At 42.2% G+C, this 24,905-nt stretch carries 24 protein-coding genes; 9 read left to right on the top strand and 15 right to left on the bottom strand.

Features of this window, described 5'->3' with window-relative positions:
- Positions 1-180 precede the first annotated feature (180 nt).
- Both ligA and zipA read right to left on the bottom strand, forming a co-directional pair.
- The gene (gene ligA, locus PR761_RS01030) at positions 181-2,217 is read right to left on the bottom strand and encodes an NAD-dependent DNA ligase LigA (protein WP_006814664.1); all 2,037 of its coding nucleotides are present in this window, start codon (positions 2,215-2,217) and stop codon (positions 181-183) included.
- A 47-nt stretch (positions 2,218-2,264) separates the two neighbouring features.
- Complete coding sequence (gene zipA / locus PR761_RS01025) at positions 2,265-3,269, bottom strand: cell division protein ZipA (RefSeq protein ID WP_006814665.1); 1,005 nt, start codon at positions 3,267-3,269, stop codon at positions 2,265-2,267.
- A 219-nt stretch (positions 3,270-3,488) separates the two neighbouring features.
- Here zipA and cysZ point away from each other — a divergent pair, with 219 nt between their 5' ends.
- The 5 genes from cysZ to crr all read left to right on the top strand — a co-directional run bounded on the left by cysZ (position 3,489) and on the right by crr (position 8,459).
- Complete coding sequence (gene cysZ / locus PR761_RS01020) at positions 3,489-4,253, top strand: sulfate transporter CysZ (RefSeq protein ID WP_006814666.1); 765 nt, start codon at positions 3,489-3,491, stop codon at positions 4,251-4,253.
- Between the two features lie 227 nt (positions 4,254-4,480).
- Positions 4,481-5,437, top strand: a complete 957-nt coding sequence (cysK, locus tag PR761_RS01015) for a cysteine synthase A (RefSeq protein WP_006814667.1) — start codon at positions 4,481-4,483, stop codon at positions 5,435-5,437.
- Positions 5,438-5,779: 342 nt separating this feature from the next.
- On the top strand, positions 5,780-6,037 hold the full coding sequence (ptsH, locus tag PR761_RS01010; RefSeq protein WP_006658608.1) for a phosphocarrier protein Hpr: 258 nt from the start codon (positions 5,780-5,782) through the stop codon (positions 6,035-6,037).
- 136 nt (positions 6,038-6,173) lie between these two features.
- The gene (ptsI, locus tag PR761_RS01005) at positions 6,174-7,901 is read left to right on the top strand and encodes a phosphoenolpyruvate-protein phosphotransferase PtsI (protein WP_112837042.1); all 1,728 of its coding nucleotides are present in this window, start codon (positions 6,174-6,176) and stop codon (positions 7,899-7,901) included.
- Positions 7,902-7,949: 48 nt separating this feature from the next.
- On the top strand, positions 7,950-8,459 hold the full coding sequence (gene crr, locus PR761_RS01000; RefSeq protein WP_006814669.1) for a PTS glucose transporter subunit IIA: 510 nt from the start codon (positions 7,950-7,952) through the stop codon (positions 8,457-8,459).
- An 86-nt stretch (positions 8,460-8,545) separates the two neighbouring features.
- Here crr and cysM read toward each other — a convergent pair whose 3' ends face one another.
- The 5 genes from cysM to PR761_RS00975 form a co-directional block, all read right to left on the bottom strand.
- Positions 8,546-9,430 carry a cysteine synthase CysM gene (gene cysM, locus PR761_RS00995; protein WP_039855041.1) on the bottom strand — a complete coding sequence of 295 codons (885 nt, stop codon included), beginning with the start codon at positions 9,428-9,430 and terminating at the stop codon, positions 8,546-8,548.
- A 66-nt stretch (positions 9,431-9,496) separates the two neighbouring features.
- The gene (cysA, locus tag PR761_RS00990) at positions 9,497-10,585 is read right to left on the bottom strand and encodes a sulfate/thiosulfate ABC transporter ATP-binding protein CysA (RefSeq protein WP_006814671.1); all 1,089 of its coding nucleotides are present in this window, start codon (positions 10,583-10,585) and stop codon (positions 9,497-9,499) included.
- Positions 10,586-10,587: 2 nt separating this feature from the next.
- Entirely contained in the window at positions 10,588-11,448 is an 861-nt protein-coding gene (gene cysW / locus PR761_RS00985; RefSeq protein ID WP_006814672.1) for a sulfate/thiosulfate ABC transporter permease CysW, read from the bottom strand.
- The gene (cysT, locus tag PR761_RS00980; RefSeq protein ID WP_115164489.1) at positions 11,448-12,278 is read right to left on the bottom strand and encodes a sulfate/thiosulfate ABC transporter permease CysT; all 831 of its coding nucleotides are present in this window, start codon (positions 12,276-12,278) and stop codon (positions 11,448-11,450) included. Before cysT ends, cysW begins: the two co-directional genes overlap by 1 nt.
- Positions 12,278-13,300, bottom strand: a complete 1,023-nt coding sequence (locus PR761_RS00975) for a sulfate ABC transporter substrate-binding protein (RefSeq protein WP_115164490.1) — start codon at positions 13,298-13,300, stop codon at positions 12,278-12,280. Before PR761_RS00975 ends, cysT begins: the two co-directional genes overlap by 1 nt.
- Positions 13,301-13,583: 283 nt before the next feature.
- Between PR761_RS00975 and PR761_RS00970 the strand changes: the two genes are divergently transcribed.
- Together PR761_RS00970 and PR761_RS00965 are read left to right on the top strand one after the other, a co-directional pair.
- Positions 13,584-13,769: a type II toxin-antitoxin system HicA family toxin gene (locus tag PR761_RS00970; RefSeq protein ID WP_071599550.1), complete on the top strand. Its 186-nt coding sequence runs from the start codon at positions 13,584-13,586 to the stop codon at positions 13,767-13,769.
- A gap of 56 nt (positions 13,770-13,825) precedes the next feature.
- Positions 13,826-14,239 (top strand): type II toxin-antitoxin system HicB family antitoxin, encoded by a 414-nt coding sequence (locus PR761_RS00965; protein WP_006814675.1) that lies wholly within the window; start codon positions 13,826-13,828, stop codon positions 14,237-14,239.
- Between the two features lie 57 nt (positions 14,240-14,296).
- Here PR761_RS00965 and PR761_RS00960 read toward each other — a convergent pair whose 3' ends face one another.
- From PR761_RS00960 to PR761_RS00950, 3 genes are all read right to left on the bottom strand, one after another.
- The gene (locus tag PR761_RS00960; protein WP_006814676.1) at positions 14,297-15,193 is read right to left on the bottom strand and encodes a Dyp-type peroxidase; all 897 of its coding nucleotides are present in this window, start codon (positions 15,191-15,193) and stop codon (positions 14,297-14,299) included.
- Positions 15,194-15,407: 214 nt separating this feature from the next.
- A complete protein-coding gene (locus tag PR761_RS00955) occupies positions 15,408-15,992 on the bottom strand; it encodes an RpoE-regulated lipoprotein (protein WP_039855044.1) in 585 nt (194 codons plus the stop codon).
- A gap of 81 nt (positions 15,993-16,073) precedes the next feature.
- Positions 16,074-16,505 (bottom strand): GNAT family acetyltransferase, encoded by a 432-nt coding sequence (locus PR761_RS00950; RefSeq protein ID WP_006814678.1) that lies wholly within the window; start codon positions 16,503-16,505, stop codon positions 16,074-16,076.
- A gap of 135 nt (positions 16,506-16,640) precedes the next feature.
- Between PR761_RS00950 and hemF the strand changes: the two genes are divergently transcribed.
- Both hemF and PR761_RS00940 read left to right on the top strand, forming a co-directional pair.
- A complete protein-coding gene (gene hemF / locus PR761_RS00945; RefSeq protein ID WP_006814679.1) occupies positions 16,641-17,558 on the top strand; it encodes an oxygen-dependent coproporphyrinogen oxidase in 918 nt (305 codons plus the stop codon).
- Between the two features lie 157 nt (positions 17,559-17,715).
- A complete protein-coding gene (locus tag PR761_RS00940; RefSeq protein ID WP_006814680.1) occupies positions 17,716-18,849 on the top strand; it encodes a M4 family metallopeptidase in 1,134 nt (377 codons plus the stop codon).
- 145 nt (positions 18,850-18,994) lie between these two features.
- On the opposite strand, the gene rluF is transcribed toward PR761_RS00940, so the two are convergent.
- From rluF to hisS, 5 genes are all read right to left on the bottom strand, one after another.
- Positions 18,995-19,870 carry a 23S rRNA pseudouridine(2604) synthase RluF gene (gene rluF / locus PR761_RS00935; RefSeq protein ID WP_006814681.1) on the bottom strand — a complete coding sequence of 292 codons (876 nt, stop codon included), beginning with the start codon at positions 19,868-19,870 and terminating at the stop codon, positions 18,995-18,997.
- Between the two features lie 146 nt (positions 19,871-20,016).
- Positions 20,017-21,492, bottom strand: a complete 1,476-nt coding sequence (gene der / locus PR761_RS00930; protein ID WP_006814682.1) for a ribosome biogenesis GTPase Der — start codon at positions 21,490-21,492, stop codon at positions 20,017-20,019.
- A gap of 128 nt (positions 21,493-21,620) precedes the next feature.
- Entirely contained in the window at positions 21,621-22,793 is a 1,173-nt protein-coding gene (bamB, locus tag PR761_RS00925) for an outer membrane protein assembly factor BamB (protein ID WP_112837050.1), read from the bottom strand.
- A gap of 21 nt (positions 22,794-22,814) precedes the next feature.
- Positions 22,815-23,438, bottom strand: a complete 624-nt coding sequence (locus PR761_RS00920; RefSeq protein ID WP_006814684.1) for a YfgM family protein — start codon at positions 23,436-23,438, stop codon at positions 22,815-22,817.
- A 10-nt stretch (positions 23,439-23,448) separates the two neighbouring features.
- A complete protein-coding gene (gene hisS / locus PR761_RS00915; protein ID WP_115164491.1) occupies positions 23,449-24,726 on the bottom strand; it encodes a histidine--tRNA ligase in 1,278 nt (425 codons plus the stop codon).
- Positions 24,727-24,905 lie beyond the last annotated feature (179 nt).

Here is a 24,905-nt window from a genome sequence, read left to right as displayed (position 1 = left end):
TGTAATAGACAACATTTAAACGAGACTGGAGTCACATTAATATGAAAACTGAGAGCATCTATTTTCTAAAAACGAAGCCTAGGTCACGTTTAACAAGTAATGAACTAACCGCCCCTAAAATTGTAAATGCCATTATCACAATTATTGATAATGGCACGGCGAATTAAATATAGGTCACGATCAGATATTCAGCAAACGAACTAACTCATCTTCATCAATAACTTTTACACCCAGTTCAATCGCTTTAGCCAGCTTTGAACCAGCAGCTTCCCCAGCAATCACCATATCGGTCTTCTTCGACACACTACCTGCTACTTTTGCGCCTAAAGCCACCAATTGATCCTTCGCTTCGTCACGAGTGAGCCGGCTCATTGAGCCCGTTAACACCACCGTTTTTCCTGCAAATGGGCTATCGATTTCATCACTATTCACCACTTTTACTTCAGGCCAGTGGATATTGGCGATGGTCAGCAAGTCATGAATAACTTGGCGGTTATGCTCTTCATGGAAAAAATTCACCACATGTTTAGCCACAACTTCGCCAATATCTTGTACCGCTTTGAGAGATTCTTCATCTGCGGCCATCACCGCATCTAAAGAAGCATAATGAGAGGCTAAGTTGGCTGCTGTAGCCTCCCCTACTTCACGGATCCCCAACGCATAGATAAAGCGCGCTAACGTGGTTTGTTTCGATTTTTCCAACGCATCAATCAGTTTCTGTGCAGATTTTGGCCCCATTCTTTCCAGACCGGTTAATTTCCCTGCCGATAACTGATACAACTGAGCCGCATTCTTCACGTATTCGGCATCTACCAGTTGTTCAATAATTTTATCTCCCATACCATCGACATCCATTGCACGACGGGAAACAAAATGCTTTAACGACTCTTTCAATTGGGCACCACAGGTTAAACCACCGGTACAACGAGCAACGGCTTCTCCCTCTACTCGTTCAATATCAGAATGACAAACTGGGCACTGAGTTGGGAAAGTAATTTCACGGCTATCCGCAGGGCGTTTATCCATCACCACACTCACAATTTGTGGAATAACATCCCCCGCACGGCGGATCACCACCGTATCACCAATACGTACCCCAAGGCGTTCTATTTCGTCCGCATTATGCAAAGTCGCATTACTGACGACCACTCCTGCAACTTGGACAGGCTCTAAACGAGCCACAGGGGTAATTGCACCTGTACGTCCAACTTGAAACTCAACATCTTTTAATAAAGTTAACTGCTCTTGCGCTGGGAATTTAAACGCAGTTGCCCAACGAGGTGCTCTGGAAACAAAGCCTAATTTTTCTTGCGTCGCAATATCATTGACTTTAATCACCACACCGTCGATATCGAAACCTAAAGTTGGGCGAATTTTTTCAACATGGTGATAGAAGTCGAGAACTTGTTGGCAACCGACTCGTAATTGAACATGTTCGCTTACAGGTAACCCCCACGCTTTAAACTGCATTAGGCGTTCATAATGCGTATCTGGTAGGGTATTTCCCTCTACCAGACCCACACCATAGCAGTAAAAGGTTAAAGGTCGCTTTGCCGTGATGCGAGGGTCTAACTGACGCAATGAACCTGCTGCTGCATTACGTGGGTTAGCAAATATTTTTCCATCCGTTCTGCGAGCCTCTTCATTCATGGCTTCAAAACCTTTTTGTGGCATGAAAACTTCACCACGAATTTCGACGCGTGCAGGAATATTATCTCCACGTAAACGCAATGGAATCGCCTTAATGGTTCTGACGTTTACCGTAATATTCTCACCAACTGAGCCATCACCACGGGTCGCTGCTTGGACTAACTCGCCATTTTCATACAATAAACTGACAGCCAAACCATCCAGTTTCAATTCACAGCAAAATGTTAATTCTGTGTGATTATTGAGCCTATCTTTTACACGTTTATCAAATGCCAGATAGCTCTCTTCATCAAAAACGTTATCTAAAGATAGCATAGGGACTTCATGGCGCACGGTGCCAAAAGCGGTTAATGGCGCGGCGCCAACCCGTTGTGTCGGAGAGTCTGTCGTAATTAATTCAGGGTTTTCTGCTTCTAGACCTTTTAGCTCTTGCATCAGCTTGTCATATTCCACATCGGGAATTTCAGGCGCATCGAGCACATGATATAAATATTCGTGATGGCGCAGTTGCTGTTTTAAAGAGTCAATTTTTTGTTTTAGCGCATCTTGGGGCTGTTTCGTCGTCATGTTTCACCAGAGTAGATATAAAAAACCCCCAGTTACGGGGGTTTTAATTAACTTAATGTATTTCGAATTCTTGCATGATACACCTCTATTTTTTGAGGTGTCAGTATTTTACGTTCATCATCCAACACAACCCCTCCGGCATCGGAGGCAATCCGTTGTGCAGCCTGTAGCATCAATTTAAAGTTTTGACTGGCTTCACCGTAAGATGGCACCATCATAAAGATAGAGACCCCCGGTGTGGTAAATTCTGACATCGTATCCGGATCAAACGACCCCGGCTTAACCATATTGGCCAGACTAAAGAGCACTGGACCTGTACCTGATGGATTCACATGGCGATGGAAAATATTCATTTCACCAAATTGGAATCCTGCTTGGAGAATACTTTGCAGTAACGCATCGCCCTCCAGCACATGCCCTTGATGAGCTGCAACATGGAGAACCAGAACAGTTTCTTTACCATTTGATGCAGATGCTTGTTCTGTGGACTGAGAATGCTGTTCAATATGCTCATGATGAACTGGCTGAGCCGCTTCATGGGTATCAACCCCCATCATAGGCTCTTTGTAAATTCTCACCGGTTCAGACACATGCTCCACATCATCGACGACTTCATCAGCCATACTGATCGTGAGCTGTTCTGGAGCGTGGCGAGTTTCAGCATGAGGTGCAAATACCGGTTCTGATGCAGCCGGTTTTTCATGCCGCCCTGAATTATGATGAGCATCATCCATCGCCAAATTAAATTCTGGCTCAGCATCATGTTTAACCACAGTCTGTGACTGCACAGCAGGTTCAACACGAGGCTCATCTTTCACCATATAGATAGGTTCAGGCTCAACAACGGCTTTTTGTGCGGGTTGATTTTCTGTAAACAAGGCTGAATCATCATACGCCGATGAATTTTCCTGTGTTTCATTTTTTCTACGTTTTACAGGTCGATCGCGAAATAACTTAGAGCGCTCTTTACGGCTGGTCCATAAACCATGCAGTAATAAAGCGACAATGGCTATCGCACCTACGACCACTAATATTAGACGCAAATCCTGCATCGCTGCTATCTCTAGTTGATGAATAATGATGCCATCACGGCGGGAACTACCTTAAGATTATTTCTCAATTGCTCTAAGTGCAACCCTCAGAACGATTTTCTTACAAGAAAGAGAATAATCTGCCTTTATTTGCTGCTTTTTTATACAAAATTATCACTAGTCAGTGTAAATTCATATCTATATGATACATCTTCACCCGCAAAGGAGATAATAAGAAGTATGACCCAATCGACATTTTCGCCACAAAAAAATCATTCTGGTTTTTATTATTTTACACAAGGATGGCGATTAATCACACGTCCAGGCATTAAACGCTTTGTTATTTTACCTCTTTTGGCAAATATTCTGTTGCTAGGAGGCGCTTTTTGGTGGCTTTACAGCAAGCTAGGTGACTGGATTAATCAGGTAATGAGTTATATTCCAAGTTGGTTACAATGGCTTGATTATCTTATTTGGCCAATGGCTGTCATTTCTATCTTATTGGTTTTCAGTTATTTTTTCAGTACCGTCGCAAATATTATCGCTGCACCGTTCAATGGCTGGCTTTCTGAACATTTAGAAGCGGAACTCACCGGAAAACCGGCACCAGATACGGGTATTGCAGAATTAATGAAAGATATTCCTCGTATGGTAAAACGCGAGCTAGTCCGTATTGCCTACTACCTACCACGTGCGCTTATTTTACTGGTTTTATTCTTTATTCCGGGTATCGGTCAAACTATTGCCCCAATTTTATGGTTTTTATTCGGGGCATGGATGATGTCCATTCAATATTGTGATTATCCTTTTGATAACCATCGTGTTGGATTTGCTGAGATGAAACAAGCTCTAGCTAAAGACCGCATGAATAACATTCAGTTTGGTGGCGTGGTTAGCCTTTTAATGATGATCCCATTTATTAACTTAGTTCTTATGCCCGTTGCAGTCTGTGGCGCGACCCTTATGTGGGTTGATCGCTATCGTGCTCGCTACGCACGTTACTAATCTATTTTTGAGATATGCAGGCAATTTCCCTGCATATCTTTCTATCTTATTTCGCCTTTCGAATAAAACACCCATCAAGTTATAAGTGCCTATAAATTAATAACCATTAGTTATATCCTATAGGGAAATCATATTTGCATTAATTCCATGTTCACGTATGTTCAATTCATGTTCAATTTCGATGAACCCCTAATTTCTCGACAAAACGTTTATTTTAAGGATGTCCCATGAGCAAAATTTATGAAGATAACTCGTTGACCATTGGTAATACACCTTTAGTGCGTTTAAAGCATTTCGGCAACGGTAATATTTTGGCTAAAGTGGAATCTCGTAACCCAAGTTTTAGTGTAAAGTGCCGAGTAGGTGCCAGCATGATTTGGGATGCAGAGAAAAAAGGCATCCTAACTAAAGATAAAGAGCTTGTTGAACCGACTAGCGGGAACACAGGAATTGCACTGGCTTATGTTGCTGCAGCTCGCGGCTATAAACTGACACTCACCATGCCAGAGACCATGAGTGTTGAACGTCGTAAATTACTGAAAGCTTTAGGCGCAAATTTAGTACTAACCGAAGGTGCTAAAGGAATGAAAGGTGCGATTGCTAAAGCTGAAGAGATTATCAGCAGCAACCCAGATAAATACTTACTATTACAACAATTTAATAATCCAGCTAACCCAGAAATCCATGAAAAAACAACCGGCCCAGAAATCTGGCAAGATACTGACGGTAAAGTCGACGTGGTTGTGTCGGGTGTTGGTACTGGTGGCACAATTACCGGTATTGCGCGCTATTTGAAAAATACCCAAGGAAAAAAAGACGTTGTAATGGTCGCTGTAGAGCCAATCACGTCTCCAGTCATTAGCCAAGCGCTTGCTGGCGATGAAATCAAACCTGGTCCACATAAAATTCAAGGTATCGGTGCTGGGTTTATCCCTGGTAATTTAGATCTTTCTTTAGTGGATAAAGTGGTACAAATTAGCGATGACGAAGCCATTCAAACGGCTCGCGAACTCATGGAGAAAGAAGGTATTTTAGCCGGAATATCTTCAGGTGCAGCGATTGCAGCAGCCGCTAAACTGGCAGCCCAACCAGAGTACCAAGGGAAAAATATTGTCGTGATTTTACCCTCATCAGGTGAACGTTATCTATCAACCGCCCTATTTGCTGATATTAATGCCGAATAATTTTTCACACGTTAATATTTCGTTAAAAAAGCACCTGTTGGGTGCTTTTTTTGTGGGAGAGATCATAATTTAGCACGGATTGAGATGATTTCTTACTCAGTGTTTAGTATTAAACATACTAATTATTTCACACCTCGAAATTAATCATTTTTTAGTCAGCTCTAATTTTGGCTTATCAAATGAGTGATGTGAAAATTAAACCAGGTAAACTGTAAAAGGGTTGATACTGCACAAAGTTGGAAACCTTTTTATTAGTTAATAATCTAATTATACGCATGCTCAGCATATTTCATCTACAATACGCTGGGTAATGATAAAAACTAAAGTTATTGAGGAAATACTATGTTCCAGCAAGAAGTCACCATTACAGCACCAAACGGTTTACACACTCGCCCTGCTGCTCAATTCGTGAAAGAAGCAAAAGCATTCACATCTGACATTACTTTGAGTTCTGGCGGCAAATCAGCAAGTGCAAAAAGCTTGTTCAAATTACAAACTTTAGGTTTAACCCAAGGCACTGTAGTGACAATTTCCGCTGAAGGTGAAGACGAGCAACAAGCAGTTGAATTTTTAGTTAAACTGATGGGCGAATTAGAATAATTTCCCCCTCAAGAGATCGATTTTAACGAAATGATTCTCTGTCCCTGAATATTTTATTCAGGGACACCTGCTTAATCACGTATATCTACTGTTGTCTCTGCAACATCAAAACTCCTACCAGTAGTAAGGTAATATTATGATTTCAGGAATTTTAGTATCCCCAGGTTTTGCTTTTGGTCAGGCTCTCATCCTCAAAGAAGATCCTATCGTCGTTAGCACTCGCAAAATTAGCGATGAACAAATCGATAAAGAGATCCAAAACTTCATTGATGGACGTAACAAATCAGCCGAACAGCTCTGCCTCATCAAAGAGAAAGCAGAAAAAAATCTTGGTGCGGAAAAAGCTGAGATTTTTGAAGGCCATATTATGTTGCTGGAAGATGAAGAACTTGAGCAAGAAATTATCACCTTAATCAAAGGTGACAAAAAAACGGCTGATGCCGCAGTTTACTCTGTCATCGAAGATCAAGCTCAAGCCCTTGAAGCTTTAGATGACGAATATTTAAAAGAACGTGCTGCTGACGTACGTGATATTGGTAAGCGCTTGCTAAGAAATATCCTCAACATGCCAATTGTTGATTTAAGCGCTATCACTGAAGAAGTTATCCTCGTGGCACCTGATTTAACACCATCAGAGACAGCCCAGCTGAATCTCGATAAAGTTTTAGGCTTTATCACCGACTTAGGTGGACGGACGTCTCACACATCCATCATGGCTCGTTCATTAGAGATCCCAGCTATCGTCGGAACCTCCGACGCAACAAGCAAAGTAAAAAATGGCGATTTTATCGTGCTTGACGGTGTTAATAACGTCATTTATCTGAATCCATCAGAAAGCGAAATCGACAAGCTCAAAGCCTCTAATGCTGAATATTTGAAAGAAAAAGAAGAGCTGGCGAAACTGAAAGATTTGCCCGCAATTACTCTCGATGGTCATCAAGTTGAGGTCTGTGCCAATATCGGTACTGTGCGTGATGTCGCCGGCGCTGAGCGCAACGGTGCGGAAGGTGTTGGTTTATACCGTACTGAATTTTTATTCATGGACCGAGACGCTTTACCTAGCGAGGAAGAACAGTTCCAAGCATATAAAGCGGTTGCAGAAGCGATGGGCAGCCAAGCAGTGATTGTCCGCACCATGGATATCGGTGGAGATAAAGACTTACCTTATATGAATTTACCAAAAGAGGAAAACCCATTCCTTGGCTGGCGTGCAATTCGTATTTGTCTTGATCGCAAAGAAATTCTACACTCTCAATTAAGAGCTATTTTAAGGGCATCTAAATTTGGTAAACTGCGCATTATGTTCCCGATGGTGATTTCCGTTGAGGAAGTTAGGGAATTGAAAGCAGAACTTGAGATGCTTAAAGAGCAGCTACGAGAAGAAGGTAAAGCCTTTGATGAATCGATTGAAGTCGGTATTATGGTGGAAACGCCAGCGGCTGCAGTTATCGCCCATCATTTGGCAAAAGAAGTTGATTTCTTTAGTATTGGGACGAATGATCTCACTCAATACACTTTAGCGGTTGACCGTGGTAATGAGCTGATTTCTCACCTTTATAATCCAATGTCTCCAGCCGTCTTAAACTTGATTAAGCAAGTTATTGATGCTTCTCATGCTGAGGGGAAATGGACGGGAATGTGTGGCGAATTAGCAGGTGATGAACGTGCGACCTTATTGCTGTTAGGCATGGGGCTGGACGAATTTAGCATGAGCGCAATCTCAATTCCTCGCATCAAGAAACTCATTCGTAATGCGAATTTTTCTGATGCTAAGGCTCTCGCCGAGCAAGCACTTGCTCAACCGACTGCCGAAGAATTGATTAAACTTGTAGATACCTTTATCCAAGAAAAAACGTTATGCTAGCAGCAGCACATTAGTTCGGTCCCATATAAAACGATTAGGAGAAGGTCCATGGGTCTGTTTGACAAACTCAAATCACTAGTTTCGGAAGACAAAAGTAGCAGTGGCAGTATTGAAATTATCGCCCCTCTATCAGGTGAAATCGTCAATATTGAAGATGTTCCAGACGTTGTGTTTGCTGAGAAAATTGTTGGTGATGGTATTGCTATCAAGCCTACCGGAAACAAAATTGTCTCTCCAGTTGATGGTACTATTGGTAAGATTTTTGAAACTAACCATGCGTTCTCCATTGAATCAGATGATGGCATAGAACTATTTGTTCACTTTGGTATTGATACCGTTGAACTTAAAGGTGAAGGTTTTAAACGTATTGCTGAAGAAGGCCAAACGGTGAAGAAAGGGGATTTAGTCATTGAGTTTGACTTAGCTCTTTTAGAAGAAAAAGCCAAATCAACCTTAACACCGGTTGTGATTTCAAACATGGATGAGATTAAAGAACTGAATAAGTTAAGCGGTTCTGTGACAGTCGGTGAAACTGTCATTATGCGCATTAAAAAATAGTCGCAATTAATCGAGCCTAATAAAAAACCACCAGCAGCGCCAGCGTTATTGGCTCACTTCTGGTGGTTTTACTGTATCTATTGATATTATCTGTCAAAAACACCCGTTGATAGATAGCGGTCACCTCTATCACAGATAATAGCCACAATCACCGCTCCGGGATTCTGTTTTGCAACCCGTAAAGCCCCTGCAACCGCCCCACCAGAACTCACTCCACAAAAGATACCTTCATACTTAGCTAACGCTCTCATCGTCTCTTCTGCGTCTTTCTGGTTGATATCTAACACGCTATCAACAAGCTTACTATCAAAAATCCCCGGTAAATATCCCGGAGACCAACGACGAATGCCCGGAATTTGGCTTTTCTCTTCTGGCTGTAATCCAATAATCTGAACATCACTTGATTGAGATTTTAAGTAGCGGCTAACGCCAGTTATAGTACCGGTCGTTCCCATACTGGAAACAAAATGGGTGATACGCCCTTCTGTTTGTTGCCAAATTTCAGGCCCTGTTGTTTTAAAATGCGCTAATGGATTATCAGAATTATTAAACTGGTCGAGAACTTTTCCTTCGCCCTGATTGGCCATTTCTTGGGCTAAATCACGCGCCCCTTCCATTCCAACCGTTGTACTAACTAAAATCAGTTCTGCACCATAGGCTTGCATCGAAGCTTTGCGTTCTTGGCTCATATTATCGGGCATCAACAACTTTAATTTGTACCCTTTAACTGCGGCAATCATCGCCAGTGCAATGCCTGTATTACCGCTAGTTGCTTCTATCAGGGTATCTCCGGGTTTAATTTCCCCACGCTTTTCAGCCTCATTGATCATGGAAAATGCAGCGCGATCCTTCACTGAACCAGCTGGATTATTGCCCTCTAGTTTTACCCATACTTCTGCATCTATCCCTTCCACCAGACGTTGTAAACGTACTAACGGTGTATGACCAATAAACTGTTCCAAAGTCGACACTGAGTTTTCCTTATAATAATTTTTATTCATCGATCCCGCAGGTAAGATCAATCGCAATATTTTAATCTACGCGCTTTTAGCTAAAGTGGGAAAAAATAATTGCTCGTTTCCCTGATATATTTTGGTGTGTTTACTACCAAGGTAATATTGTTCACCTCTGATGGGTACCGCGCCCAGCTCTTGCCATACCACTGATAAACTGTGCTCCCCCCAACCGAGTGGTTGAACGGTTAATTGCCAGAAATGCCCCCGAGGACCCGACTCAACAACTCTAACAGGAAGCTGATGAAGTGAATCAGGTTGCACTTGTAGACTAATATCCCAAGGCCTGACAAATACATCGACATTACCTTGTTGTGCACTCACTTGCTCAAGAGGGAAAGTATAATTAGCAATTTGCAGCTGTGAACCACGAATTTGCCCTGCGATTTGATTCACTTCCCCCATAAACTCAAGAACAAAACGCGTTTGTGGATCTTGCCAAATTTCATTCGGTGTTCCCACTTGTTCAATCTGCCCTTGGCTCATCACCACAATCCGGTCAGCAACTTCCATCGCTTCCTCTTGGTCGTGAGTCACAAATACACTGGTAAATTTTAGTTCCTCATGAAGTTGACGTAACCAACGCCGTAATTCAATTCGGACTTGTGCATCCAACGCACCAAACGGCTCATCCAATAACAGAATTTGGGGTTCAACCGCAAGGGCACGCGCTAAGGCAACTCGCTGTTTTTGTCCACCTGAAAGTTGTGATGGATAACGAGAAGCCAAATGAGCTAATTGCACCATATCGAGCAATTCCATCGCTTTTCGTTTAATATCAGCTTTTGATGGGCGCTGTTTTCTTGGTAATACCGTCAAGCCAAATGCTACATTTTCAAAGACAGTCATATGGCGAAATAGCGCGTAATGTTGAAAAACAAAACCTACATGACGGTCTTTAGCATGAATATGGCTCACATCCTGCCCATGGAAACGTAAGTGCCCATAACTATGCTGCTCCAATCCTGCAATAATACGCAGCAATGTCGTTTTACCTGAGCCAGAAGGCCCCAGTAATGCCACCATTTCCCCTGAAGCGATATCCAACGAGATATTATTTAGCACTGGCGTTTTGCCAAAAAGTTTGCCTACGTTAGCGATTTCAATACTCATAATTAATGGACTCCCGACTCAGTTTGCTGGCGACTTAAATGCCATTGCAATGCACTTTTCACCATCAAGGTGATGATGGCTAATAACGCTAAAATTCCCGCGGCGGTAAATGCGCCTACCGTATTATAATCTTGATGAAGCAATTCAACTTGCAGCGGCAATGTATAGGTTTCCCCTCTAATGGCCCCCGACACCACGGACACAGCACCAAATTCGCCAATGGCACGGGCGTTAGTTAAAACCACGCCATACAACAGCGCCCAGCGAATATTGGGTAAAGTCACTCGCCAAAACATTTTCCAACCTGATGCCCCGAGTAAAATTGCTGCCTCGTCTTCTTGGCTACCTTGACTCAACATTAATGGGACTAATTCTCTAACGACAAAAGGGCACGTCACAAATATGGTGACTAATGCCATACCCGGCCATGAAAACATGACTTGAATATCAAATCCTTCCAACCATCCACCAAACCAACTGTTAGAGCCGTAAAATAATAGATATAGCAAGCCCGCTACCACCGGAGAGACCGCAAACGGGATATCGACTAAAGTGAGTAATAACTGACGACCGGGGAAACGGAAGCGAGTCACAAGCCACGCGAGCATGACGCCAAAAACTAAATTGACAGGCACGGTGATCAAGGCAATTAATACTGTTAGCCCGATAGCGTGTAACATATCGGGATCGCCCAAATTCATCAGAACCTCACCCAGACCTTTTTGAAATGCAGTAATAAAGATCCAAGCGATGGGAACCACTAATAGCAGAAAAGAAATGCTGATCCCGATTGTAATCAGAGCCCATTTTCCCCAATTAATTGCAGGGCGGCGTGCGATAGGAAATGGCGTAATCTGTCCCATTAATGTCCCCCTAACCTTTTACCAAATCGGCTTTGGATCATATTGACAGTAAACAGTAACAGTAATGAAACAGCCAAAATAACCGAGGCGATAGCACTTGCAGCCGGGTAATCAAATTGCTGTAGCTGGCTAAAAATCATTAATGAAACCACCTCCGTTTGCCATGCGATATTCCCCGCGATAAAAATAATTGCACCAAACTCGCCAAGGCTGCGAGTAAAGGATAAAACGGTGCCTGCAATTAAGGCTGGGGAAACTTCAGGCAAAATAACACGGCGAAAAGTTTGCCACCGCGTGGCACCAAGGGTTTGTGCGGCTTCTTCATATTCAGGGCCGAGTTCCTCAAGTACTGGCTGTACTGTTCTCACGACAAATGGAATGCTAGTAAATGCCATTGCAACTGCGATACCTAACCATGTATTGACGACTTTAATATCAAACTGATGTAGATATTGCCCATACCAGCCTGAAGTGGCAAATAAGGTAGCAAGCGTCAAGCCTGCCACCGCGGTTGGTAATGCAAAAGGTAAATCGACCAGCCCATCGAGAAATAGACGTCCCGGAAAACGGTAACGGGTTAAAATCCAAGCCAGTAACATGCCGAATATTGCATTAAATAAGCTTGCGACTAGAGCCGCTAGCAACGTTACTTTGTATGCGGCAACCACTTGGGGATAACTGATAACCGCCCAATATTGTTGCCATGTCATATCGGACAGTTGCACCACAAGGGCACTTAAAGGAAGCAGCAATATTAAACAGACATAAAATAAGCTACTGCCTAACGCCAATCCGAAACCCGGTAAAAACCGTTTTCCTGTTTTGAGCATTATCGGCGCCCTTGTTCCATAAGTTGATCGAACTCACCACCCGTTGAAAAATGGACATCCATCACTTTCGGCCAACTCTCAAACTGGGATTCAACCGTAAACAATTTGGTGTCTGGGAATTTGCTTTTATTCGCATCCATGACGCTTTTATCATTTACACGATAATTAAAGCTGGTAATTGTATTTTGAGCTTGTGGGCTATAGAGATAATTTAGGTACGCTTTTGCTACTTTTTCCGTGCCATTTTTTTGCACATTTTTATCTATCCACGCAACAGGGAACTCCGCCAAGATATCCACTGGCGGCACAATCACTTCGTAATCGGACTCACCGTATTGGCTACGGATATTATTCACCTCAGATTCAAAACTGATCAGAACATCCCCTAACCCTCTCTCAATAAATGAGGTCGTAGCACCACGTCCACCCGTATCAAACACTTCAACATTCTTCAGAAATTGCTGCATTTTTTCACGAGTTTGTGGCGTATTTTTCCCATTCTCTTGGTTAAATGCCCCCCACGCGGCAAGATAGGTATAGCGTCCATTACCGGATGTTTTCGGATTCGGAAAAACCAACTTCACATCTTCACGAACAAGGTCATCCCACGTTTTAATTCCTTTAGGATTACCTTTACGTACTAAAAATGCCATGGTGGAATAATATGGCGAGCTGTTATTAGGTAAACGCGCCTGCCAATCAGCAGGGATCAAATTTCCTTTATCGTGCAGGATCTGTACATCAGTAACTTGGTTAAACGTCACTACGTCGGCTTTTAACCCCTGCAAAATAGCTAATGCTTGCTTGGATGATCCTGCATGGGACTGTTTTATAGTCAGTGGGTCTTGAGGATTCTCTTTCGCCCATTGTTTTTCAAATTCAGGATTTAACGCGACAAATAGCTCCCGAGAAATGTCGTAAGAACTATTCAACAATTCAGCCGCCGTTAGGGATGCACTGCTCATTAACGAGAACATCGCCAAGCTTGCCAAACCGGTATTTTTTAATATTGATTTTTTCATGTGATCCCCAGTCAATACTCAACCCAAACTAATATCTAAAAATAATGTATACGTTTTAGTTATAACTTTATAGTTATCAATCACTGTTTGATATATCAAGTTGGTATATTAAATAGGTTATAGCGATAAGCATAAAAATCTATTTTGTATTGAATGGGTTAGCGTTATGAGGAAAGTTCAGGATGTTTAGACGGTAAATGAATACACATCAAACACACTTTTTAATTGCCCTCATTAAATTAGTGTGTAAGATGTGTATATCAGTTAACGAAATGGAGGGAACTTGAAAAGTTCGGAACTGATAAAGTTATTAGAAAAAAATGGTTGGAGGCTAGAGAGGATTAAAGGAAGCCATCATCAGTTCTCCCATCCCAATTTTTCAATTGTAATTACAGTCCCGCATCCACGTAAGGATTTAAAAATTGGAACGCTAAACCAAATTCTTACGGTTGCAAAACTGAAACATTAATCAAAGATGCGCTCATTAATAGTAAACAAGAGCGCCATCTTTATGGAGACAATACCATGTTATACCCAGCCTTTATTGAAATTGACAGTGATGGCAGCGCAAGCGGCTGGTTCCCTGATATAGAAGGATGCACCTTTGCAGGCGATAATATTGAAGATGCCTATGCAGACGCAAAATCTGCCATTGATGTTCATTTCGAGCTACTAAGTGAAAAAGGTTTTAAAATTCCATCACCAAAATCCCAGCATGCCCACCTTCAAGATACACCTGATATATATCAAAAAGGGATTTGGTTATTAGTGGATATTGATATGGATAAATATGATGGAAGAGCAGAAAGAGTCAATATCACACTGCCTCATCGCCTATTACACCGAATTGATACTCTCGTAAAAGAGCACCCAGAATATGGCAGTCGCAGTGGTTTTATTGCCGCAGCGGCACGAAAAGAACTACAAAAAAATAGTTAATATATTCAAAGAGACAAGCTGTAGCCGATACGCTACAGCTTGATTGCGGATAATGACTTATAAGGAAAGTAAACGTTCGATCGATGGGGCATAATAGTAGCTACCTGATACCGCTTTTGTCATGCGCAGTAGATCATCGTACTTACCATCAGTTTCACCAAACATACTCAGCAATTGCTGTTCAATATTATGGATAGTGGCACAATATGCGACAAAGAATAAACCATGTTTACCACTCGCAGTACCGTATGGCAGGCTATGACGCATCACTGATAATTCTTCCCCATCTTCCTCAACAACAACACGGGAAACATGAGACGTTTTATTACGCACACTTTCATCTAATTCGACGCTATCGTGTTTCGTGCGACCAATCATTTTCTCTTGCTCATGCTCAGAGAAACGAGACCATTTATTCAGGTCATGCTCATAACGCTGCACCATGATATAGCTACCACCGATATCTTCACCGTCTTTAATCAGCGTTACTTCGGCAATCTCTTCGCCTTGTGGGTTTTCTGTGCCATCAATAAAACCGCTCAAATCTCTGTCATCAACCCAGCGGAAACCGTGAATTTCTTCAACAACTTCAATCGATTTTCCAAATGCTTTCAACGCGGCTTGCGCTAAAGAAAAATTAATATCATGGCGTAATGATTGGATATGAATAAAGATATCGCGCTGAGTTGCTGGAGCAAGCCCTTTGCCTAAAGTACGAAATGGTTTTAATTCAGGGGAGACTTCTGCGTGCCCTAATTGTTGCCAAACATCTGAACCAAAAGCGATCACAGCCCCTAAGCGGTCATCGGGGTACTTAGCTTGCAATTTAGTTAATTCATCAACAAAAATCTTGCACCCTGATTTCACATCGTCGAGAGGTCCCTTTACCATCCCTTCGATAAAAATACCGAAACGACTATGTTCTTTCAAAATACCACTTTGTGAATGAGACATGCATAAACCCCTTAGAATGAATAAATTACACAAACTTATAGTTTATAAACATATTATCTTATTGAGGGTGATTTTCACCTTGTTTTAACGCAAGAGTTAAGCACTATTAGGGAGTTAATGCAGGAAAAGGAAATGTGGAAGAAAAAAACCATTGTATATCAATACAATAATGCCACAAATAATAATCTTATTTGTGGCTGTCATGAAAATAAACTTACTTATGCCAAATGATTTGTGACACTTTCCACTCTTTGAGTACTTCATCAGCCGGCATTAAATTTTCAGGCCCTTGCCATTTACCGCTAAAGCGATACACCACTTTGCTACTTTGCGGCGCGACACACAATACCGTTGGCACAGAATCAATAACTTCGCCCAATGAACATGAGCCATAGGCTTTTTGATAGATATCGTTAAATTCACTACCGATTTGAATTCCCCATTCGGTGATCATATCAGCATCATTGACGACCACACGAGAAACCGTGCCTTTTTCAGGGCCAAATACCTCGACAGCCACATCAAGATCTTTCATAGCTTGAAAGACTGATACCATATCGCCATTTTCCATCTGCATGCCACCACGAATGGTATAGCGGTCATCTAATTGGTTATTAATGACATTCAGATTCATTGGTGTTGCACTGGTGATTGCCCCGACGCCAGCATCAGAAATGACTAATGGGCTATGAAACCATGTGGAGGGAGAAAAAAAACTTTTTCCTGCACAGCCAGACAGCGCAATGACACCGCCAAGTAGGGTCATTCTGAATACGGTTACTAATGCACGTTGGGACATACCATCCTCTTTATTAGGTAATATAATGCATACTATGACAGTTCATTTCTAAAAACATTCAAGGAAACCACAAAGAATGCATTAAAAATCGACTTCGTGGGTCAACCTCTTTGAATAAATAAGACGCTCAGCCGGCTCTTCTTCATACAACATTTTCTCAAACATACAAATGGCTGCGTCTGACTCTTCATTCACCAAAAATTCAATTCTACCGCAGCCACGAGCAATCAATTTTTTCTCTAAGCGACTCACCAATGCATTAGCAATTCCACGCCCACGAAATTCAGGGTGAACCGCGAGATAAACAGCGGTTCCTCGAATACCATCATAGCCTCCCATGATAGTTCCGACGACTTCACCAGAAACTTCTGCAACCAGAAAGAGATCTGCGCCACATTGCAACTTACGTTCAATGTCTAATTCAGGATCCCCTGAAATTGCATTCAATTGACAACGTTCCCACAATGTTAGCACTTCTTCATAATCACTCTGGCGAAATATGCGTATTTCCATAACCTTGTCCGTTTACACTAAGCTTTCTGCCATTATCACTGCTTTTCATTCACAATCAATATTCAATATGCCTTTTTTACCTCAACGGGGTATACTTTAGGCACTTTTTTCTGCCGATGGTTCTATTAAAAAACAATGAATTACCCAGATATCGATCGTGTAAAAGCCTTTTTGCAAAGCTTGCAAGATACTATTTGTCAAAAAATCACTGAACTTGATGGCAAAGAAACTTTTCTTGAACAAACATGGGAGCGCGCAGAAGGCGGAGGTGGACGCAGCCGAGTTTTAACTCAAGGCGCTCTATTTGAGCAAGCTGGTGTTAATTTTTCCCATATTAAAGGAGACAAACTTCCTGCTTCCGCTTCTGCTCATCGTCCAGAATTAGCTGGTCGTAGCTATCAAGCCATGGGAGTCTCTTTAGTTATCCACCCATTAAACCCTTATATTCCAACGACCCATGCTAATGTACGATTTTTTATCGCTGAAAAAGAAGGTACAGAGCCCGTTTGGTGGTTTGGTGGTGGCTTCGATTTAACCCCTTATTATGGTTTTGAAGAAGATGCTATCCATTGGCATACCGTTGCTCGAGACCTATGCATGCCTTATGGGGATGATGTTTATCCTAAATATAAGAAATGGTGTGACGAATATTTTTATCTCAAGCATCGTAATGAGCCACGCGGCATTGGCGGTTTATTTTATGACGACCTCAACCAAGGCGGTTTTGAATCTTGTTTCAATTTTACACAAGATGTTGGTCATGGTTTTCTACAAGCCTATGCCCCTATCGTAGAACGACGTCGTTACCTCTCATGGGGGGAGCGAGAACGCCAATTCCAATTATATCGCCGCGGACGCTATGTGGAATTTAACCTTGTCTGGGATAGAGGAACTTTATTTGGCCTACAAAGTGGTGGTCGTACTGAGTCGATTTTAATGTCCATGCCACCATTAGTGCGTTGGGAGTACGATTATCATCCAGAACCAAATAGCCCGGAAGATAAACTCTATACGGATTTTCTTATCTCAGGTAAAACGTGGCTAACCCCTTAATTAGCGGTATACACTTTTGGAATTAATCAGTCAATTTTAAGCCGTTTATTACTGATAAAAATTAGCAACATTTAATTAAATACCTTAATTATCATGTAGATACAAATCAAATCTAAACATTTATGATTCTATTTCCTCAAACGAAATGGAGTCATAAATGAGTCAAATACTTGGTCGTTCACTACTCTCACCTAGCCTAATTTCTTACTTCTTTCAAGAAACTCAAAGCGGTGATTTAAAATCTACTCTATACCATATTAACGAAATAATGAGCCGCACTTACACTGATGAAGATGTCACCTATCAGCGGAAATTGTGGTGTAGCGCTCAGAACGCAGGCAAAGGATATAATCGCTTGATCCGGGATGCCCAGCAGCGCGTTGAAAACCTCAATCATAATCACTCTGACCTCCCCATTTGTCGCCGCGAAGAAATTCCTGCGGATGAACATATGGCTCATAATGATTTCTCAATCATCATGCGTGAAGATGATACCGTTGCGCCAAGCATGCCCGCACATCATGTTTTTAGTTCAATCGGTGTGATCCGTTCATTCTTAGAGGAGAAATTTAATATTGATAAAATGTTTGGCTGCGATGCTGATATCAATGCGGTTATTCATTATGGTAAAAATTATTCCAATGCCTTTTGGAATTCCCAAGCTATATTTTTTGGGGATGGTGATGGAACCGTTTTTGGTCCCTTCTACAACGATATTGATATAATTGCTCATGAACTTGCTCATGGATTTATCAGTTCTCAAGCTGACTTTGATTATATCTACCAATCTGGCGCGCTGAATGAATCCGTTGCCGATGTATTAGGCATTATGGTGAAACAATTTGTCCAGAAGGAAACCGTAAGTCAGTCAAACTGGTTACTGGGTGAAAATTTATTCATTGATAAAAAAAGAGCACCAGCACTTCGTTCTATGAAAGAACCGGGAACAGCCTACAATTTCACGCAAAGTAATCGCGACCCACAAGTTGGCCACATGAACCAATACCGTAATTTACCTCGCCATATTGATAATGGTGGCGTACATATCAACTCCGGTATACCAAACAAAGCATTCTACTTGTTAGCCATGGAATTAGGTGGCTATTCATGGGATGTGGCAGGGAAAATTTGGGTTGCCGCTGTTTCTGATCCTCTGGTAATCAGTTCTGCGACTTTCATCCAATTCGCCACAGCCACAGTGCGTGCAGCAAAACGTTTATTTGGTGATGATATTGCAATGAAAACACGCCAGAGCTGGCTAGATGTGGGGTTAAAACTGGATAATATTTAAGCGGTAGAAAGTGAAGTATTTTACTGAATAGTTTTTGTCGGCCTACAGAAAGGCTGACTTTTATCGCTAAAATGATCAAAGGCCAAGCTCATAAAGTTACTATCCACTTTTTCACTCAGCCTTTTCTCTATTTATTCAATGCCTATTAGCGTTTTTTCTTTTTACGTCCCGGCTGGGTAAATTTCTTTTTAGGTGGCTCCGCATTTGCTTTTGGCTTACTGCTTGTACCTTGCTTACCTGCCGTTTTACTCCCCGTATTACGCGCTTGTGGTTTTGCAGCTTTCTTCGGTTTCACATCTGACTCTGATTTTTCAATCAAATTAAATAATTCAATCAGTTCATCATCGGTCAGATCACGCCATTCACCCACAGGAATTCCGGTCAGTTTGACGTTCATGATTCGTACGCGTTCCAGCTTAGTCACTTCATAGCCAAAGTGCTCAGTCATTCGACGTATTTGACGATTTAACCCTTGGACTAACGTGATGCGGAAGACGAAAGGAGCTTCTTTTTTGACCTTACATTTTTTGGTCATCGTACCCAAAATTGGCACTCCAGAAGCCATGCCTTGGATAAATTCGTCCGTGACAGGTTTATTGACGGTGACGACATATTCTTTTTCGTGGTCATTACCTGCACGTAAAATTTTATTCACTAAATCCCCATGGTTCGTTAGAAATATTAATCCTTGGGAATCTTTATCTAAACGACCAATGGGAAAAATGCGTTTACTGTGATTAACGTAATCAACAATATTGCCTTTCTCACCACTTTCGGTCGTGCTTACAATGCCAACCGGTTTATTCAGTGCGATTAGCACTAAATCATCTTCATCACGAGGTTCAATCAACTGTCCATTTACTTTAACGATATCGCCAGCAGAAACTTGATCGCCAATACCAGCGCGCTTGCCATTAATGAACACGTTGCCTTGTTCAATATAACGATCAGCCTCACGTCTTGAGCAGATACCGCTCTCGCTAATATATTTATTCAGGCGTGTGGATGAATTGATTTCCATGGTTTTCCTCAGTCAATAAAACAACTTAAAATTTTCAGGGCTGTAGGGATACAATTAAACATAGTAAAAAGCCGTAACAACAATAAGTTACGGCTTTTTGTACGCTAGCCAAAATAATATTGCTATTTTGACATGACGTTGGTCAATTAACGTTTTTTCAGATGTTGCATTAAGCGCTTACGCTTACGTAACTGGGTCGCTGTTAATTTATTTTTCTTATCCGCATACGGGTTTTCACCCTCTTTAAATTGAATACGAATTGGCGTTCCCATGACTTTTAACGAACGGCGGAAGTAGTTCATTAAATAACGTTTATAGCTATCTGGTAAGTCACTCACTTGGTTACCGTGGATCACCACGATTGGTGGGTTATGACCCCCCGCATGGGCATATTTCATTTTCACACGGCGACCACGGATCAATGGTGGTTGATGTTCATCTTCCGCCATTTTCATGATACGTGTTAACAGAGCCGTTCCAACACGACGAGTGGCTGATTCATAAGCCTCTTGTACTGATTCAAATAAGTTACCTACGCCACTGCCATGTAACGCAGAAATAAAATGAATGCGAGCAAAGTCGACGAAACCTAGACGCAATTCCAGCATATCTTTGACGTGATCGCGATCTTCTGGCTTCATGCCATCCCATTTATTCACTGCAATAACCAAAGAGCGCCCAGCATTCAGGATGAAACCTAGCAGGGATAAATCTTGGTCTGAGATCCCTTCACGGGCATCAATCACCAGCAGTACAACGTTCGCATCTTCAATCGCTTGCAATGTTTTGATAACTGAGAATTTTTCAACAGTTTCGGTCACTTTTCCACGCTTACGTACACCCGCAGTATCAATGAGAATATATTCACGCTCATCGCGTTCCATTGGGATATAGATACTGTCACGGGTCGTGCCTGGCATATCGAATACTACGACGCGGTCTTCACCTAAAATACGGTTTGTCAGTGTGGATTTACCCACATTTGGACGGCCAACAATCGCTAATTTTATCGGCAATGTACTAGGATCAAAATCATCTTCTTCATCAGATAATTCGCTTTCAGCTTCTAATTCAGCCCAATAAGCCGCATTTGCCTCTTCATCGGTTAATTCAACTTCTTCTTCTTCAACTTCGATAAATGGCTTTAATGAGTGCTCAATTAGCTGGGTAACTCCACGTCCATGGGAGGCCGCGATTGGGTAGATTTCCCCAAGTCCCAGTGAATAGAAATCACCAACAACGATATTGGCATCAATACCATCCGTTTTGTTGGCGACTAAATAGGTTTTTTTCTTGCGGCTGCGTAAGTGTTTGGCGATACCTTCATCCGCAGGCATTAGCCCAGCTCTTGCATCGACCATAAATAGTACAACGTCAGCTTCTTCAATCGCTTGGAGCGATTGTGCCGCCATATGGGTTTCTACACCCTCTTCTGTACCATCGATACCCCCTGTGTCGATAATAATAAATTCATGCCCTTCAACTTCAGCACGACCATATTTACGATCACGAGTCAGACCTGGGAAGTCTGCCACAAGTGCATCACGGGTACGGGTTAATCGGTTAAATAACGTGGATTTTCCTACGTTTGGACGCCCAACCAGCGCTACGACGGGTATCATTCTTAAGTGCCTCACAACTTTAATTAACTAATAGAATTCTGAGGCTTAAACTCAGAAAACAAAAACGAAACGGTTCCTGTATCCAGGAACCGTTTATTTTATCGATAAATTGTCTACTTGTCAGGAAATTAACGTGTTAACAGGTAAACTGTTCCGTTTCTCGCCTGAACCATTAATTTATCTCCTGCAATTGCAGGGCGGCTATGGATACCGGAGCTATTCAGTTTGTTTTGTGCTACAAACCCACCCGTACTGGTATCTAACCAATGCAGATAACCTTCTTTATCACCCGCAACCAAGTAGCCGTTATAAACTTCAGGAGCAGATAATCCACGGTTTAGCAGTTGGTCTTGAGTCCATAAGGTTACGCCATCGCTCTTACGAACGGATAGCACGCGGTCAGTTTGATCGACCAGATACAAGTTGTCACCTGACAAGACCATATCATTAATAGAGCCTAACTCACGCTTCCATAACATCTGACCTGAACGCATATCTAATGCTGCTAATGTACCGTTATACGCAATAGCATATACTTTGCCATCATCAATAACTGGGGTCATATCCACATCATTCAAGCGACCAATTTCTGTCGAGCTAGTCACTTGAGAAATACGTTGTTGCCAAATTAATTGGCCTTGGGAAAGCAGAACCGCACTGACACGTCCATTATCACCACCAACAATAGCCGCACCAAAAGCAACGGCAGGCGCTGACTCACCACGGAGTGATAAAGATGGGGTATCCATGTTAACAGTCCACTTAATTGCGCCTGTTGCAGTATCTAAAGCTTGTAATTGACCATTACTGGTATGGATGATCACTAAATCACCACTAACAACCGGCTTAGACAGCGCTTCGCCTGCAACTTCAACATCCCACAGGACTTCACCATTTTCTTTATTTAATGCGATAACCGTGCCACGTTCGGTGCCAATGAAAATTTTGTCATCAAATACGGTTAAACCACCAGACAGTAGCGCAGATAAATTGGCAGAAAGAAAACCATTATTCTTTGATAAATCAACAGACCACAGTTCTTTACCGCTATCTAATTCAAATGCTTTTACTAAGCCTTTGCGATCCGCAGCGTATACGGTAGTTCCATCCCATACAGGGGACAGCTCTGAATAAAACTGATCAACACCGTTGCCGACGGATTTATCCCAAACAATAGTAGGTGTAAATTGATTCTCAACCTGTGGTAATGGCGCCATCACAATAGAATCAGTTTCGCTGGAACAACCGGCAAGTAAAGCTGAAGCGACTAGGCCTACCAAAAGAGTTTTGCGCAACTGCATAGTGTGTCGTTTCCTTTCTTTTTATGAATTAGATACGTTGTTCAATTTCAGAGTTAGGAGACCTCTGAGTGATTGAGAACCTTCACTTTCTAACCCCTGAGTGTATGCAGCTTTAGCGCCGGATTTATCACCCTTATGGAGTAATGCATCACCACGGACATCCTGTGCCGCAGCTTGCCATGACTTACCTTGAATCTTTGCAATAGAAGCCAGTGCCGCATCCGCATTGCCTTGAGCAAGCTGAACACGCGCTAAACGCAGGTTGATCACATCTTGCATATCAACCGTTTTGGCTTTTGCTAATGCATCTGTCAGTGCTTTATCTGCACTTGCTAAATCGCCTTTATCAACAGAAACCTGGGCTAATTCCAGCCCCATCATTGCACTGTAAACATCATCGGTTTCTGCTGCAAATTTTTTCGCCGCCTCAATACCTTGAGCTGAGCCTGTATGTAATTGCGTACTCACACTTTCGTATTTAGCCGCACTTTCTTGCAACACATTCGACTTATGAGATTGCCAATAGTTCCAACCAAATACACCACCGACCCCAATTACCAGTCCAATCACTAATGCAACGCCATTATTAGCAAAAAAGCGCTTGACCGCATCAACCTGGTCATTTTCGTTTGTATAGACTTCCACTTGTCTCTCCTTAACCTAATAGCTCGGCAATACGCGATGCCATTAGTTGCTGTGAAATAGTTTCTTGTGTTCCGGTACGTAAATCTTTCAGGGTCACTTGGCTATTTTGAATTTCATCTTCACCTAAGATCAGTGCCAATTTAGCACCTTGTTTATCTGCACGAGCCAGCTGTTTCTTAAAGTTTCCACCACCATGGTTGGTCATTAAGCGTAGAGTCGGCAGTGCATCACGCACTTTTTCTGCCACCAATAAAGCTGCTTGTTGGCTGTTATCACCAAATGAAGCGAGATAAACGTCAGCAACAGAATTATCGGCAGTAAATTCAGGGTTCACTTCTTGAACCAACAGAACCATACGCTCCATACCCATGGCAAAACCTACCGCAGGGGTTGCACGGCCACCGAGTTGCTCAACCAGACCATCATAGCGACCACCTGCACAGACTGTTCCTTGAGAACCTAATGCCGTTGTTACCCACTCGAATACGGTACGGTTATAGTAATCTAAACCACGAACTAAGCGCTGATTAACGCGGTATTGAATACCCGCGTTATCGAGTAACTTACATAATCCGTCAAAATGCTCACGGGATTCATCATCGAGATAATCAAACAGTGCTGGTGCATCATTTAATAAAGCTTGGACATCTTTATTTTTTGAGTCCAATACACGCAGAGGATTGCTATACATACGACGTTTGCAATCTTCATCAAGTTTATCTTTGTGTTGTTCAAGGAAAGCAACTAAAGCATCACGATAATTAGCTCGCGCTTCCAAAGAACCAATAGAGTTCAGTTCTAATGTTACATGCTCACTGATGCCTAAAGCACGCCACCAACGAGCCGTCATTAGAATCACTTCGGCATCGATATCCGGACCAGCAAGACCGAACACTTCCGCACCTAACTGATGAAACTGACGATAACGACCTTTTTGTGGGCGCTCGTAACGGAACATCGGCCCTAAATACCATAAACGTTGTTCCTGATTGTACAGCAAACCATGCTCAATACCGGCACGTACACAACCTGCGGTATTTTCAGGGCGCAGAGTCAAACTTTCTTCGTTACGGTCATTGAAGGTATACATTTCTTTTTCAACAACATCGGTAACTTCACCAATTGCTCTACGGAATAACGGGGTCTGCTCTACAATCGGGGTACGAATTTCACTAAAGCCATAACCCTGTAAAATATTTTTCAATGTTGCTTCGATTTTTTGCCATACTCTGGTATCTGCCGGCAAGTAATCATTCATGCCTCGGATGGCTTGGATATTTTTTCCCACTTTATTTCTCTATTTTCAGAATTACATTAGGTCGATTATAAGAGCGAAATGTCATCAGGTTCAATCAACAAACTGCAAATCACCCCCTCAATCGGGAATTATCTGTCGATTTTGGTCTCTAATCGTTAATTTTAAGAAAAAACAGCCATAATTAATACCGTTAATCATGGCAATAGATA

The organism is Providencia sp. PROV210 (genome assembly GCF_028479445.1).
GTDB lineage: Bacteria > Pseudomonadota > Gammaproteobacteria > Enterobacterales > Enterobacteriaceae > Providencia > Providencia rustigianii.
This window is presented reverse-complemented; position numbering and strand designations above follow the sequence as displayed.

What these genes read in the sequence shown, in the direction of transcription:
- cysK (WP_006814667.1), top strand. Translation starts at nt 4,481, where the DNA reads ATGAGCAAAATTTATGAAGATAACTCGTTGACCATTGGTAATACACCT.
- crr (WP_006814669.1), top strand. Translation starts at nt 7,950, where the DNA reads ATGGGTCTGTTTGACAAACTCAAATCACTAGTTTCGGAAGACAAAAGT.
- cysW (WP_006814672.1), bottom strand. Translation starts at nt 11,448, where the DNA reads ATGGGACAGATTACGCCATTTCCTATCGCACGCCGCCCTGCAATTAAT.
- cysT (WP_115164489.1), bottom strand. Translation starts at nt 12,278, where the DNA reads ATGCTCAAAACAGGAAAACGGTTTTTACCGGGTTTCGGATTGGCGTTA.
- cysZ (WP_006814666.1), top strand. Translation starts at nt 3,489, where the DNA reads ATGACCCAATCGACATTTTCGCCACAAAAAAATCATTCTGGTTTTTAT.
- ligA (WP_006814664.1), bottom strand. Translation starts at nt 2,217, where the DNA reads ATGACGACGAAACAGCCCCAAGATGCGCTAAAACAAAAAATTGACTCT.
- PR761_RS00950 (WP_006814678.1), bottom strand. Translation starts at nt 16,505, where the DNA reads ATGGAAATACGCATATTTCGCCAGAGTGATTATGAAGAAGTGCTAACA.
- PR761_RS00955 (WP_039855044.1), bottom strand. Translation starts at nt 15,992, where the DNA reads ATGTCCCAACGTGCATTAGTAACCGTATTCAGAATGACCCTACTTGGC.
- zipA (WP_006814665.1), bottom strand. Translation starts at nt 3,269, where the DNA reads ATGCAGGATTTGCGTCTAATATTAGTGGTCGTAGGTGCGATAGCCATT.
- hemF (WP_006814679.1), top strand. Translation starts at nt 16,641, where the DNA reads ATGAATTACCCAGATATCGATCGTGTAAAAGCCTTTTTGCAAAGCTTG.
- PR761_RS00960 (WP_006814676.1), bottom strand. Translation starts at nt 15,193, where the DNA reads ATGTCTCATTCACAAAGTGGTATTTTGAAAGAACATAGTCGTTTCGGT.
- PR761_RS00940 (WP_006814680.1), top strand. Translation starts at nt 17,716, where the DNA reads ATGAGTCAAATACTTGGTCGTTCACTACTCTCACCTAGCCTAATTTCT.
- PR761_RS00975 (WP_115164490.1), bottom strand. Translation starts at nt 13,300, where the DNA reads ATGAAAAAATCAATATTAAAAAATACCGGTTTGGCAAGCTTGGCGATG.
- der (WP_006814682.1), bottom strand. Translation starts at nt 21,492, where the DNA reads ATGATACCCGTCGTAGCGCTGGTTGGGCGTCCAAACGTAGGAAAATCC.
- bamB (WP_112837050.1), bottom strand. Translation starts at nt 22,793, where the DNA reads ATGCAGTTGCGCAAAACTCTTTTGGTAGGCCTAGTCGCTTCAGCTTTA.
- ptsI (WP_112837042.1), top strand. Translation starts at nt 6,174, where the DNA reads ATGATTTCAGGAATTTTAGTATCCCCAGGTTTTGCTTTTGGTCAGGCT.
- rluF (WP_006814681.1), bottom strand. Translation starts at nt 19,870, where the DNA reads ATGGAAATCAATTCATCCACACGCCTGAATAAATATATTAGCGAGAGC.
- PR761_RS00965 (WP_006814675.1), top strand. Translation starts at nt 13,826, where the DNA reads ATGTTATACCCAGCCTTTATTGAAATTGACAGTGATGGCAGCGCAAGC.
- cysA (WP_006814671.1), bottom strand. Translation starts at nt 10,585, where the DNA reads ATGAGTATTGAAATCGCTAACGTAGGCAAACTTTTTGGCAAAACGCCA.
- ptsH (WP_006658608.1), top strand. Translation starts at nt 5,780, where the DNA reads ATGTTCCAGCAAGAAGTCACCATTACAGCACCAAACGGTTTACACACT.